Genomic DNA, 14,792 nt, shown 5'->3' with positions numbered 1-14,792 from the left:
ACTACCATTAGGAGGTCGTACAAGTATGAAGAAGACGAGAAAAATATCCCTTCTTGCCTTATCTGTCGCGATGACGGGCTGCGTTGCGGCAGGCTGTTCGGACAATAAGGAGTCTTCACCGGAAGCCCCCTCGCAGACGTCGACGGCATCCTCTGCCGGCATCACGTATCCGTTAAAGACGGATGTGACGGTGACCCGCTGGCTGGATTCGGCCCAGTTCGCCAACCAACTGGCCGTGAAGCCCACGATGGAGGAATTCCCCTTCGTCCAGGAATTGAACAAACGGACCGGCGTCAAAGAGAAATATATGCTGCCGGCCGTTAATCAAGCGAAGGATCAGCTGAACATCATGTTCGCATCCGGAGAGTACACGGACATCATCGAGTGGAACTTCTTAGCCGGATATCCGGGCGGTCCGGAGAAGGCCATCAAGGACGGCAATATCCTGAAGCTGAACGATCTGATCGATCAGCACGCGCCGAACCTGAAGCAATACTTGAAGGAGCATCCGGATGTCGACAAGCAGATCAAGACGGATAGCGGCACCTATTACGGGTTTCCTTTCATCCGCGGGGATGATTTCCTGAAAACCTACGGCGGTCCGATCGTGCGCAAGGACTGGCTGGATGATCTGGGGCTTTCGATTCCGACGACCATCGACGAATGGTATACGGTGCTGAAAGCGTTCAAGGAGAAGAAAGGCGCAACCGCTCCTTTGACCTTCGTCAGCACGCCCCGTCTGTTCGATGACCTCCAGTCCGGCGCCTTCTACGGAGCCTTCGGCGTGAAGCGGGACTTCTACATGGAGGACGGAAAGGTCAAATTCGGCCCGATGGAGCCGGGCTTCAAGGACTTCCTGGCCACGATGAGCAAGTGGTACGCAGAAGGGCTTCTGGACCCGGACATTGCAACGGTGGACGCCAAAATTCGGGACGCGAATATGACCTCCGGCAAGTCGGGCGCCACCTACGCGTTGGCAGGCGGCGGCATCGGCAAATGGCTCACCGCCATGCAGGAGAAGGATCCGAAATATAACGTAGTCGGCGCTCCTTACCCGGTGCTGAAGAAAGGCGATACGCCTAAATTCGGACAAAAGGATTACACCGCTCCCCAAGGCGGGAACTTCGCCATCTCGCCAAAGACCAAGCACCCGGAGTTAGTCGTGCAGGCTTTGGATTATGGGTACAGCGAAGAGGGGCGGCTCTTTTATAACTTCGGTACCGAAGGCGTCAGCTACAACATGGTGGATGGATATCCCACTTACACGGATATGATCAAGAACGATTTTGCTGCCAATCTGACGCTTTATACGCGCGCTACCGGCGGACCTACGATTCAGGACAAGCGGTATTATGAGCAGTTCGCGGCGCGTCCGCAGCAGCAGGAAGCCGTGAAGACGTGGATGAAGACCGATGTGGATAAGTATCAGCTGCCGCCGATTTCCCCGAGTCCGGAGGAAAGCAGCGAATTCGCCAAGATCATCAACGAGGTGAATACGCTCGTGGATGAGACGACCATCAAGATTCTGCTGGGCACGGAAACCATCGATTCCTACGACAAATTCCGCGAGAAGCTGGAATCCTTGAACATTGCTCGTGCCATCGAGATCCAGCAAGCAGCGCTCGACCGCTACAACAAACGTTAAGAAGGGGAGAAGCAGGGGGGATGGCTCTCCCTGCTTCTTTACTCCAGTCGGCAGGCGTGAAAGGAGAGATACCGGATGGAACCCGTCAATCGTTCCATGAAGCTGCAGCTATTCCTCAAGGATTGGCACCGCAATAAGCTTCTGTATGTCATGATGCTTCCCGCCCTCATCTATTACGGCATCTTCCATTATGGGCCTATGTATGGAGCCGTCATCGCCTTTAAGGAATATTCTCCTGCGCTTGGCATTTGGGGCAGCGAGTGGGTAGGGTTAGCGAACTTCAAGGATTTTTTTGAAGGGCTGTATTTTTGGCGTATTTTGAAGAATACGATTCTCATCAGTCTGTACACGATTGTATTCGAATTCCCCGCGCCGATTCTGCTGGCGCTTCTGATGAACGAGCTGCGCAGCCATTTGTTCCGGCGGTTCGTGCAGTCGGTCACGTACATGCCTTATTTTATTTCGCTCATCGTCATTTGCGGGATCGTGAAGGACTTTACGGGCAGCGGAGGGATCGTGACCGACGCGATGATGTTCTTCGGCGGGGACGGGAAGACCATGCTTCAGAACCCCGAGTATTTCCGCCCGATCTACATCGTATCCGAAATTTGGCAGCGTTTCGGTTGGGAGTCCATTATTTATGTGGCCGCTCTGGCGGGGATCGATCAGGAACAGTACGAGGCCGCCCGAATCGACGGCGCAGGACGCTGGAGACAGATGTTCAACGTGACGCTCCCGGGCATTATGCCGACCGTGGCCATTATGCTGATTCTTCGGATGGGGAACCTGCTGAACGTCGGCTTCGAGAAGATCATCCTGTTATACAACTCCTCCATCTATGAGACGGCGGATGTGATCTCCTCTTACGTGTACCGGATCGGTCTGTTGGAGTTTAACTGGAGCTTCAGCGCATCCGTCGGTCTGTTCAATTCCGTCATCAATCTGATCCTGCTCGTAACGGCCAACTACATCAGCCGCAAGGTCAGTCAAAACAGTCTGTGGTAAGGAGGAGCTCATGACCAACTATTCATCTATCGGAGACCGGATTACGGGGTACGCCATCAATGTATTCATGGGACTCCTTATCTTGATTACCGCCTATCCGCTCATCTATGTGGTGCTCGCGTCCGTCAGCGACGGCAGTTCCCTGATGGCCCACAGCGGGCTTCTGCTCCGTTCCTATGGCTTCCATCTGGATGCGTATGCCAAGGTGTTGGCGAATCCGAATATTCTACGCGGCTACGGGAACACGATCCTGGTCGTGGTCGCCAGCCTGCTTGTTAACATGAGCGTAACCTCGATTACCGCGTACGTGCTGTCGCGGAAGCAGGTGCTATGGAATCGCTATTTTATATTCTTCATCGTGTTCACCATGTTCTTCAATGGCGGCCTCATTCCGTTTTACCTGATCGTCAAAGGCGTCGGCCTCATGAACTCGCTCTGGGCGCTGGTGCTGCCGTTTTCCGTCAATACGTTCAACCTGATCATCATGCGGACGGCCTTCATGGCGGTTCCGGACAGCTTGGAGGAATCCGCCAAGATCGACGGGGCGAATCATTTCACCATCTTCACGAAAATCGTCGTACCGTTGTCCCTGCCGGTCATGGCCGTCATGAGCTTGTATTATACGGTAGAAAAATGGAACGGCTGGTTCTACGCCTCTTTGTTCCTGAAGGACAGGGAGCTATTCCCGCTGCAGCTGATTTTGCGGGAGATTCTGATTAGCAATTCGACGGATTTGATGCTGGGCGACGCTCAGATGGACCAGGCCATACAGGTCAGTCAGACCATTCAATATTCCACCATTGTGGTGGCTACGCTGCCGATCTTGTTTATTTATCCCTTCGTGCAGAAGTATTTCGTCAAAGGGGTTATGGTCGGAGCGCTCAAGGGATAGAAGGGGGAGCTTGGAGTGAAACCGGAACGATTGATCTATACATTCGTGAGTTACGCCTCCCATTACGATACCGATTGGGCCAAGGGTACGCCTATAGAAGGGGTGGAGCGGACAGCCCGTCTTGCCCACAAGCACGGCGTTCCGGTTACCTGGATCGTCAACGGCGGTTCGGTGCCGGTGCTGGCGGAGCGGATTCGAGAATGGCATGAGGCTTACGGCGACGATGTCATCCTCCAAACGCCGTTCTTCCTCGAAGATTGCGGCGCATCGAAGGCTAAATTCCGGGCGGCGCTGGATCGGGACTGGAAAATCGTAGCGGAAGCTTTTCCTTGGGTACGGACGAAGATCGCCGCCCGGGGCAAAATTTACAATGAGGTCATCGAAGTGTTGGAGGAGCTGGATTTTAAGGGCATGTGGGGATACTGCTGGGAGCAGATCTGGTGGGACGGGATCTCTCATCGGGGTATTCCCTGGGGCTCCTGGTATGTGGATCGCGGGCGCTATAAGGCTCCCCACGCGGGCAAAGGCCATATTGTCGCCTGCGAATGGACGGCTCGAGATCTGCACGCCACCTACCATTCGGGCTGTCCGGTCATCTATTCCACCGATCCGAACGACGTGCTGCGGGCCGGCCTGTGCGGAAGAGACGACATCGAGTATTGGAAGCGGCTGTTCCAGGACTATCTGGATAATACGGAGCACAACGATCGGGTGTATTTCCTGCAGCAGCAGGAGGCGCACGAGATGGAATATACCGAACGGTTCGCGGTGTTCCCCGCCTCTCATGTCGAGGCCTGCGAAGGCATGCTGGACCTATTCTTCGCGCATATCACGCAGTATCCGATTACGTTGACGACACTGCCAAAGGCGGTGGAGGAGTACCATGAGCGGAATGCGCAGACGGCGCCTGCTTACATGCTGACAAGGGATACGCTCTCCAGACCGGAAGTGAACGAATACACCGTTACGCTGGGCGGGACCGGAGCGGGTCCGTGGCCGCGGACGTTTCTGTACTATGACCGGGAATGCCAAATGGCGTTCGTCCATGGACAGTGCGCGCCCCACCGTCTGCGGAGTTATGTCGGGAAGGGCGATATGCACGACGAGTTCGAGGAGAGCGTCCCGCAGGTGTGGGTATCCGGCTATGAGAGGACGGAGGATCGCATTCGGATGACGTTCAAGACGGGGCACGGGGGGCCGCTGCCGTTTGGCCTCGCCTATTGGGATGATCTGGCTGGATTTGCCGTCGAAGCCTGCTCCGAGGGCGTTAGCGCAAGGATCATCGGTGACGAATTGGTTTTTCTGCGATTCGGATTGACGGGGGAGCCGGCAACCATCGCCTTATCGCTTACAAGAAGGGAGCCTGCTCTATGACCCCAGTCCAGGTGAAGCCAGAGGAGAGAGCGCTTCTCCAAGAGGCAATTGCATTCGCCATGCGTCAAATTGAACGGAATCTTTCGGCATTCGTCCATACCTTTCCCGCTCCGTCCAGCGAGAATTTAGTCTATCCGGCCATTCCGAACGAAGATTGGACGGCAAGCTTCTGGACCGGTATGGTATGGCTTGCTTATGAATGGACGGGAGAGACCAAATACCGGCAAGCGGCAGAGCGTCAGCTTGAGAGCTACCGGAAGCGGGTGGAGGAGCGCATCGCCATTGATACGCATGACTTAGGCTTTCTGTACAGCTTGTCCGCCGTTGCCGCTTATCGGCTAACCGGGAATCTAGGCGCGAGGAAGATGGCTCTGGAGGCGGCCGACATCCTAGCGGAACGGTATTTTCCGAAGGCGGGCATCATCCAGGCTTGGGGAGATTTGAATGATCCCGCCCAGCGAGGCCGAATGATCATCGACTGTCTGATGAATCTGCCGCTGCTCTATTGGGCCTCGCAGGAGACGGGAGACAACCGGTATGCCCAGATGGCCGGCAGCCATGCGGAGCAATCGGCCGCGTACTTGGTTCGCCCTGACGACAGCTCCTATCATACCTATTATATGGATCCGCTGTCCGGTAGTCCGAAATACGGCAACACCCATCAGGGGTATGCCGATGATTCCTGTTGGGCGCGGGGGCAGGCGTGGGGGATCTACGGGTTCGCGCTCAGCTATGCGCATACGGGGAACGATTCCTTTCTCTGCGCGGCGCAGCGGCTTGCCGACTATTGGTTGTCGAGACTGCCCGAGGATGGCATCGTCTATTGGGATCTGATCTTCTCCGATGGCGACCTTCAGGAGAAGGATAGCTCCGCCGCGTCGATCGCGGTCTGCGGCTTGTTGGAGCTTGCCGGGCAGCTGCCGGACGAAGACCCGAATCAAGCCAGATACAGGGGCGCGGCCTTGGATATGCTGTTTACGCTTGCAGCGCGATATACGACAAGGGACCGGCCTGATTCGAACGGCATCCTGCAGCATGGCGTCTACAACAAGCCGCGGGGCTGGGGCATCGACGAGTGCACGATATGGGGCGATTATTTTTATGTGGAAGCGTTAATGCGGATGCTGCGGGACTGGAAGCGATACTGGTGGTTTTGAAGGAGGTGATGAGGGGGAGCAAGTGATCGGGGAAACAAATGCTGAGGAAGGAGGTGCCGGAGGAAGGGAAGGGCGTAGACATTTCGCATTGAAAATAAGGAGGAGATTTCAATGGTCATCATGCAGGGTGTTCCAACCTTTAATAAGCGGCTGATATCGGCATGTCTGGTACTGTCGATGATTGTTCCGGCACCGATGACGCACATGGTCGATCGAGTGCAGGCGAACGCAAGCCTGGTTCAAAGCGTGAATGTGTCCCAAGCGGGCTATAGCGCAGGCGATTTCAAGACGGCCACGGTAACGGCGACGGATAAGCTGAGCGATACCAGCTACCAGATTCTGCAAGGCTCCACGGTTATCGCATCCGGAACCATGAGAGATGAAGGCAAAGTATGGGGCAAGCAAGTGTATGCCATCGATTTCTCGTCCGTCACGGCGACCGGAACCGATTTCATGATTCGCAGCAATGGGGTTTCGTCGTACAGATTCCCGATCCAGGTGAATATGTGGAGCGAATATAAGGATGAAATGACCGCTTTTTACCGGCTGCAGCGAACTACGGATACGCGCGCAGCTTATCCGCCCGGGTACAGCAGCGCCGCGCCTTCGAACAAGCTCTTCCATCCGGATTCCTTTCTTGACGATGCGTTCTCCGCGGATCGCACCCGTCATTATGACTTGTCCGGCGGATGGTTCGATGCGGGAGATTACGGCAAGTATGGCGGAAACCAGTGGGTGCAGGGGAATATCGCCATCTCCTATTTGCGTCATGCCTCGGCAGCCGCGGTCAACTTCGATCAAGATCACAACGGCATCCCCGATTTAGTGGACGAAGCTGTCTTTGGCAGCCAATACTTGGTCAAATTCGCCGACCAGCTTGATGGCGCCATCCATAATATTTTGAGGAAGGGAGGGTTCGTGCTGCCCCACAAGGTAACGGATCAAATGCCGGGGAATTCCGACGATCGCGCGTTGGAAGCCGTGGAAGCGGTCGGGGGCTCCGGAAAATCGGCCGGTTCGCTCGCGGCGACGGCGCGCGCGATTCGCACCGCCATCGCCAATGGCAAAGTCGCGGCGGATAAAGTCGCGCAGCTGCAGGGGCTTGCGGACGATTTCGAGGCAGCGGCGCTCGTCTTCTACAATTACACCCTCGCCCATCAGAACGGGAACCATGGCTCCTATGGGACCTTGAACAACGGCGGGATCGCCAATCCTCTGTTATGGGCGGAAGTGCAGCTGTATCTGTTGACCGGCGACGTCGCTTACAAGAATCAAGCTCAGGCGCGCATAAGCGTCCTGAATGAAACCTACACCTCGTCCACGAATTATTGGGATATGCATCCGATTACGCTGGCTGAATTTTATCCGGCTGCGGACAGCGCCACCAAAACGAAAATTCAAAGCATCCTCAAACATCAAGCGTATTATTTCATCACGCTCATGGATGAAACGCCTTACGGCGTCTTGAATCAGTTCGGCAGCTTCGGCGTGAACGAACCGCATGCCTCCTATATGGCCGATGTGCTCCGTTACTATGAATTATTCAAGGATCCGGTCGCGCTTCGCGCCGTTAACAAGGCGTTGTACTGGATTGTCGGCAATAACCCGTGGAATATAAGCTGGGTATCCGGCGTCGGATCGGACTTCACCGATTTCTTGCATACGCGGCTGGACGAAGAGTCCTACAGCCAGACGAATACAGGCATTGTGCTGCCCGGGGCGATGGTGAGCGGACCGAACATCAAGGACCCGCATAACAAGCTGAGCGCGAGTCCTTGGTACGAGGATAAGCCCCTTTGGGTGGACGACACGCATCAATGGCGATACAACGAGTACAGCGTCAGCATTCAGACCGGCTTATTCTATACCATCATGGGATTGGCTGCCCTCGGAGGGAATGCTTCCTCAGGCGGAGCCGAGCCCGCCAAGCTGCCGATCACTTGGCCCATCATCGGGGATTTCGTGACGGGAGACGTGACTGTATTCGCGCAGCCTGAGAGCAATTTAAGCAATGTGAGATACAACGAAATTGCGATGAGCCAATCGGACGGCATTTATACCGCATCCGTAAGCACAACCGATCTTGCGCCGTATTCGGAGCGAAGAGTGCAGATCAAAGGGACCGACGGCAATGGGATCACCAGCTACAGCAATACGCATTTCACGGTGGCGCCCGCGCTGCCGGATCCGTCTCGCCCGTTGTCGTACGACGACTTTAACCAGAATGGAGTATGGGGCAGTCAGAAGTATGATTGGGTGAATTGGTACAACCAAAACGGAGGTGCGGCCGCCTACAAGCGAACAACCGTCGATGCACGAACAGTCGGGCAATTTGCGCAAACGCCGGCTTCGACGACATCCAAAGCCAAGTTCCAGCCGTGGAAATACTATGCGAATTTGAGCGGCTACCGCTATTTGAACATCACCATGAAAAATCCGGGCTATCCCAATACCAAAATCCGCATCGCCGCAAATGACGGCACCAAAGCCTACAATCTAACCGGCGGGGAAGTTGCCGTTGCCGGCGATTGGACGACATACCAATATGATCTGAATCTGTTTCCGGCTCTGGATAAGAGTAAGGTCCTCCTTGAGGTATGGTTAAGCAATCCGACGACGGGACAATACGGGGAGATTCTGATTGACGATATTACGGCCGTCAATAAGGTAAGCGGCAGCGCGCCCACGCTCTCCGCGACAGGGGTGAACGCGGCCAGCGGCAATGAATCGACATTATTCACCTTCAACGCGACCTACACGGATGCGGATAACAACGCGCCGTATGATGTCCAGGTTGTCATTGATGGCGTCATCCGCTCGATGAAGGAGCAGGATGCCGCCGACGCCAATTTTACGGACGGCAAAGTCTACACGTATTCCACGACCTTGCCCGTAGGGACGCATAAGCATTATTTTAGAACGACGGATACCACGACGAATGTCATCAGCACCGCCGTACAGTCCGCGCCGTCCGTCATGCGGAGTCAATTCGAGGCGGAAGCCTTGACGGTCCATACGGCGAGCGATACGCATGCGGTCAAAGACCATCCGGATGCCAGCGCAGGGAAGTATCGCTTATTCAATGGCCGCCAGGCCAATGCTTATATCGAATATGCCGTGAATGTTCCTCAAGCCGGCACCTACCAAGTAACCGTCCGAGCGGTGCGACTAAGCGATAACGGGATCTATCAGCTGCTCATTAACGGAAACAACCAAGGCGCTCCATTCGACACCTACCAGACATCGGGCAAATACGCGGACTACGCGCTGGGGAATGTGACGATCAGCAGTCCGGGAACGCAGCTGTTCCGATTTAAAGCGACGGGCAAGCATGCAAGTTCATTCGGGTATAAGCTTCCCGTTGATTACATTCAGCTTGTTTCCGTGACCCCTTAACATCAAGCTTGCACCTTGTACGCCAGGGAGACAACGATCGGCTTCCGATCTGATTATTTCGTACCATTTATATATTTATTGGCATTATGCAAGAGGCAGGATTACTTTACAATACAAAATGAAAGCGCTTAACAAGTCGTTTGGCATCATAGGAGGAGGTTGACGGATTGGTAAACAGATCGTTACAACGATTCACAAGCGTATGGCTCGCAGTCATCCTGGCAAGCGTTTCCCTATTTGCCCTGCCGGTACCGAAGGCTCAGGCGGCGGACGAGTTCGACACGCTGCGGGAGAAGTACAAGGTCATGCTGAACGGCGGAACAACCTATCCTTTATCCGACCCGGATATTGCCGCGCGCGTCGATGCTATTACGGTGACGGCGCAGGGGTACTGGAACGCCATGCTGAAGGATCCAACCCGAAATCGGCTTTGGAACGATGCTCCCTTCGGCTCGGATTCGACCTCCATTACCACGACTTACCGACACCTGTATGATATGGCGCTAGCTTACACGACATACGGCTCAAGCCTGAAGGGCAATGCCGCGCTGAAGGCGGATATCATCAGCGGCCTGGATTGGATGAATGCGAATCAATTCTACAGCGGCTGCACCCAATACCAGAATTGGTGGCACTGGCAAATCGGCGGACCGATGGCGTTGAACGATATCGTGACCTTAATGTTTGCGGACTTAACCCCCACGCAGATTGCAAACTACATGGCGGCGATTTACTATACCCAGCCAAGCGTGACCATGACGGGGGCTAACCGGCTTTGGGAAAGTCAGGTGATCGCGATCTCCGGCATCCTGAATAAGGATTCGGCCAGAATCGCCGCGGGCCGGGATGGGGTCAGCGCGCTGCTGCCGTATGTCACCAAGGGCGATGGATTCTACAACGACGGATCATTCGTCCAGCATAACTACTATGCCTACAATGGCGGCTACGGTTCCGAGCTGCTCGCCGGTATTGCCGATCTCATGTATATATTGAACGGCTCTACTTGGCAAATAACGGATCCCAACAGAAATGCGGTATACCAGTGGATCTATGATTCCTACGAGCCTTTGATCTACAGAGGGAATCTGATGGACATGGTTCGCGGCAGGGAGATCTCCAGACATGGCTTGCAGGATGATCAAGCGGCTGTACCCGTCATGGCCTCGATCATCCGCTTGTCGCAGATTGCCGCATCCGGCGATAGCACCGCATTCAAGCGTATGGTCAAATATTGGCTGCAGCAGGATGCGGATCTTACGTTCCTTCGAGCCGTTCCGGTCGAAATGATCATAGCCGCCAAGGAGATTCTTGCGAATTCCAGCCTGCCTCCCCGCGCGGAACTGGTGAAATATAAACAATTTGCCGGCATGGACCGCGCGCTGCAGCTAAGGCCCGGCTACGGCTTCGGAATCAGCATGTTCTCCAGCCGTATCGGCAATTTTGAGTCGATCAATGCCGAGAACAACAAGGGCTGGCATACCGGCGACGGCATGACCTATCTGTACAATAACGATCTGAGCCAGTTTAACGACAATTACTGGGCCACCGTGGACAGCTACCGGCTGCCGGGGACGACGGTGCTGTCAAACACGACGCAAGCGGGCAACAGCCGCAGTGACCAAAGCTGGGCGGGCGGCACGGACATCCTCGGGCAATACGGGGTAACCGGCATGGAGCTGCATACCGTAGGCAAGAGCCTGACCGCCAAGAAATCCTGGTTCATGTTCGACGATGAGATCGTCGCGCTAGGAGCGGGAATTACGAGCACGGACGGGGTCGCAGCCGAGACGGTCGTCGAGAATCGCAAGCTTGCCGGCAGCGGCAATCAGGCGCTCACCGTCAACGGGACCGCGAAATCTACGGCTCTCGGATGGTCGGAAACGATGACCGGCACAAGCTACGTGCATCTGTCGGGCAGCGTGCCTGGCTCGGATATCGGCTATTACTTCCCCGGCGGAGCTGCGATCAAGGGCTTGCGTGAAGCCCGTACGGGGAACTGGAGCGCGATCAATTCGTCGGCGGCCTGGAAGAACGCGACGCTGCATACCCGTAACTATTTGACGCTCTGGATGGATCATGGCATCAATCCGACGAATGGAACGTATGCCTATGTCCTGCTTCCCGACAAGACCAGCGCCGCGGTGGGCAGCTATGCCGCATCGCCGAACATCAGCATTCTGGAGAATTCCGCGTCTGCCCAGGCCGTTCGGGAGAACCAGCTGAATATGACCGGGATTAACTTCTGGAACGACGCGCCGACCACGGTGGGCCTTGTCACCTCGGATAAGAAAGCATCGGTCATGACCAGGGAGACGGCCGCTGATTTCGAAATATCGGTATCGGACCCAACCCAGCGCAATGTGGGGACCATCTATATCGAGATTAACAAAAGCGCAACCGGTCTGATTGCGAAGGATAGCGAAGTCACCGTCATCCAGTACAATCCGACCATGAAGTTCAAAGTAAACGTGAACAAGTCGATCGGGAAATCCTACAAGATCAAGTTCAATTTGGCAGGTACGCCGGCCAATAACCCGTCCCCGATTCCGCTGCCCGATCTCTATGAAGCGGAAGGCTTGCCGGTCAACGCCCTAACAGATTCGCTTACCGTAAGTAATGACGCGAATGCCAGCGGGGGCAAGAAGCTGGGGTTCAACCACAATGCGGCGGACGATTATACGGAGTTCAGTCTGGACGTTACGCAGCCGGGCTTGTACGCTGTGAACGCCAGAGTGATGAAGGCGACGAACGGCGGCGTATATCAATTGTCCGTGAACGGGACGGATGTCGGAACCGCGCAGGATATGTACTGGAACACCTCGGAGCTCTATAAGGACGTGAACATGGGGACGTATCACTTCACCGCGCCGGGAAGCTATTTGTTCCGATTGAAGACCGTTGGTAAGCATGCCAGTTCATCGGGCTACAAAATGATGCTTGACTATTTGCGCCTGACGAGTGCGAACGCATCAGGAGCCGAAACGGCGCCATTCTAGCTTTAACTAACTTTAGTGCCTCTCTTTCCGTTCGGTCAGCCAGAGCTTTCTGGCTGGCCTTTTTTTAGCGCCAATAATCTGTTCTATACACTTGCATCTGTTCTATCCGCTGACCTGTATGATAAATCTGTAGATGACCTGAAGGTCGGGAGGGGATCTCGTGATTGAACTGATCAAGCACGTCATGGAGGATATGAACAAACAGCTTGACCGAATCGAGAAGAGCTTGGCTCCGTTGAACGAGGAAGACATTTGGAGAAGAACGAAGGATTCCATGAACAGCATCGGCAATCTCTGTTTGCATTTGGCAGGGAACGAATATCAGAATTTCGGGAGTGCAATCGGCAGCCGGCCGTTCATCCGTGAGCGTACGCGCGAATTTACGACGGACGGGGGACTATCCAAAGAAGAGTTGGTTCATCTTCTTCGTGCGACCCGATCGGAATCGCAACACGTTTTATCCGCGTTATCTAACGATGATTTGTCTCGAGAGGTTATCATTCGGTATGACCATGAGGACTGGAACCGCATGCACCGCATCCAGGCCAACGCCGGCGAGACCTTTGATACAAGATCTATCGATCGTCTCCTTATCCAGGTATCGGCGCACTATGGGTATCATGCGGGTCAGATCGTCGTGCTTGCCAAGCTGCTGCGAGATCAGAATGAACATGTAACGGGTCAATACCATTAAGGGAGGTGAGCGTGTTGTGATCCGACTCGAACCGTTCGATCGTACCGACTTTCAGCAGCTAATCGACTGGATTGATTCCGCGGCATTTATGATGCAATGGGGCGGGAGAACGTTCAGCTATCCTTTAACGGAAGCACAATTAGAACGCTATCTCCACAGTGACTCGCTCATTTATAGAGTGGTACATGAAGAACACGATGAGGTTATCGGTCATATCAACTTGACGATTGATCGCATCAACCAATCGGGAAGAATCGGCAAAGTGCTAGTCGGGCAACGACAATGGCAAGGTCAAGGCATCGGGCACATGATGATCCAAAAGATTCTTCATATCGCGTTCGAACAGTTCAAATTACACAGAGTCAGCCTAGGTGTATTTGATTTTAACCTTCCTGCAATTGCATGCTACGAGAAGGCAGGGTTTGTAAAAGAAGGATTGCTTCGCGAAGCGCGGAAAGTGGATCAGGAATTCTGGAATCTGTGGGAAATGAGCATGCTGGAGACCGAATGGTTGGCTAATAGGCGCTAGCCTTGAATAAGCAATTTGACTTTGGGTTTGACAAAGTCGAATTGCTTTTTTGTTGTACGTTTGACTTGCCTCAGCATTCGTTCATTGCCGCGACCCTGGTAACCTGTGGCAGGGTGCAGCGTTGGAGTTATTTGCGTGGATATTGTTGATTTTCAGCATATGTGGGAAAATGGTGCCAATGTTTGTTCGAGGTTTAGGGGGAAATGGAAATGATTCACGAACTAACCGAGCGGTTCGTCTATATGTCCGCGGACGGTTCCGTCGACCGTCCAATTCTGGGCGCAATTTTGGGCGAAGATCGGATTCTTTTTGTGGATGCGGGCAATTCGCTTCGTCATGCAACGGCGTTCCGCGAAGCGGTGAGGAAGGAACATGGCTATCGGCCATCCATGACTGCGCTGACGCACTGGCACTGGGATCACAGCTTTGGGGCGGCTTATGATGCATCGTCGCCGCTCGTCGCAACAGCAATGACGCGCCAAGCGCTCCAACAATTGGTTGGCTTAGACTGGTCGGACCAGGCGTTGGATGAACGCGTCAAGGAAGGGCAAGAGATCGCGTTCTGCGCGGACTATATCAAAAAGGAATACGAGGGTATGGAGCGGGATATCCGTATTGCGCTTCCCGACGTTACGTTTACCGATGCCTTAACGCTCCATCTCGGCGCCGTATCCTGTCATATCCAGCATGTTGGCGGCGTGCATGCCGAAGACTCTTGCATCATGTATATCCCCGAGGAACAGGTGCTGTTTCTCGGAGATGTGCTCGGACCGGCGATCTACGATGGACCTCGTTATTATGCAGCCCGGGATTTCCTGCGCATCGTCGAGATCATCCGAACATATCCAGCGGCATGGTACATCGAGTCCCATCATCGACCTGTGAGGGCGGAAGAGTTTTGGCCGGAGATCAACGAATATGGCGTGCTGGCCGAACTCGTCATGGCGTATGGCTCCGATCAGCCGCGAATTGAACGCGAATGGGCCCTGCGGATGGATAGGGAGCTGGTCGATGGAGATCGAGCGGCCATCCATCAGTTTTTGCTGGGAGAGCAGCGTCAGTCTCGAAAATAATGGACGACCATCCGACCCGTATCACCAGTTC

General features: G+C 54.5%; 10 protein-coding genes. All 10 read left to right on the top strand.

Features of this window, described 5'->3' with window-relative positions:
- The first annotated feature begins 25 nt into the window (after window positions 1-25).
- Window positions 26-1,645, top strand: coding sequence for an extracellular solute-binding protein (locus ACFSKT_RS06795; protein WP_377722015.1), 1,620 nt, complete (start codon window positions 26-28; stop codon window positions 1,643-1,645).
- A gap of 75 nt (window positions 1,646-1,720) precedes the next feature.
- Window positions 1,721-2,650: an ABC transporter permease gene (locus tag ACFSKT_RS06790; RefSeq protein WP_377722014.1), complete on the top strand. Its 930-nt coding sequence runs from the start codon at window positions 1,721-1,723 to the stop codon at window positions 2,648-2,650.
- A 10-nt stretch (window positions 2,651-2,660) separates the two neighbouring features.
- Window positions 2,661-3,542, top strand: coding sequence for a carbohydrate ABC transporter permease (locus ACFSKT_RS06785; protein WP_377722013.1), 882 nt, complete (start codon window positions 2,661-2,663; stop codon window positions 3,540-3,542).
- 15 nt (window positions 3,543-3,557) lie between these two features.
- Window positions 3,558-4,916 carry a polysaccharide deacetylase family protein gene (locus ACFSKT_RS06780; protein WP_377722012.1) on the top strand — a complete coding sequence of 453 codons (1,359 nt, stop codon included), beginning with the start codon at window positions 3,558-3,560 and terminating at the stop codon, window positions 4,914-4,916.
- Window positions 4,913-6,073 (top strand): glycoside hydrolase family 88 protein, encoded by a 1,161-nt coding sequence (locus ACFSKT_RS06775; RefSeq protein ID WP_377722011.1) that lies wholly within the window; start codon window positions 4,913-4,915, stop codon window positions 6,071-6,073. Before ACFSKT_RS06780 ends, ACFSKT_RS06775 begins: the two co-directional genes overlap by 4 nt.
- A gap of 111 nt (window positions 6,074-6,184) precedes the next feature.
- Window positions 6,185-9,469 (top strand): glycoside hydrolase family 9 protein, encoded by a 3,285-nt coding sequence (locus tag ACFSKT_RS06770; RefSeq protein ID WP_377722010.1) that lies wholly within the window; start codon window positions 6,185-6,187, stop codon window positions 9,467-9,469.
- 167 nt (window positions 9,470-9,636) lie between these two features.
- Window positions 9,637-12,465 (top strand): polysaccharide lyase family 8 super-sandwich domain-containing protein, encoded by a 2,829-nt coding sequence (locus tag ACFSKT_RS06765; RefSeq protein WP_377722009.1) that lies wholly within the window; start codon window positions 9,637-9,639, stop codon window positions 12,463-12,465.
- A gap of 160 nt (window positions 12,466-12,625) precedes the next feature.
- Complete coding sequence (locus ACFSKT_RS06760; RefSeq protein ID WP_377722008.1) at window positions 12,626-13,159, top strand: DUF1572 family protein; 534 nt, start codon at window positions 12,626-12,628, stop codon at window positions 13,157-13,159.
- Between the two features lie 16 nt (window positions 13,160-13,175).
- Window positions 13,176-13,688 (top strand): GNAT family N-acetyltransferase, encoded by a 513-nt coding sequence (locus tag ACFSKT_RS06755; RefSeq protein ID WP_377722007.1) that lies wholly within the window; start codon window positions 13,176-13,178, stop codon window positions 13,686-13,688.
- 209 nt (window positions 13,689-13,897) lie between these two features.
- Window positions 13,898-14,761 (top strand): MBL fold metallo-hydrolase, encoded by an 864-nt coding sequence (locus ACFSKT_RS06750; protein ID WP_377722006.1) that lies wholly within the window; start codon window positions 13,898-13,900, stop codon window positions 14,759-14,761.
- Window positions 14,762-14,792 lie beyond the last annotated feature (31 nt).

This window comes from Paenibacillus xanthanilyticus, assembly GCF_042682185.1.
GTDB lineage: Bacteria > Bacillota > Bacilli > Paenibacillales > Paenibacillaceae > Paenibacillus_Z > Paenibacillus_Z xanthanilyticus.
This window is presented reverse-complemented; position numbering and strand designations above follow the sequence as displayed.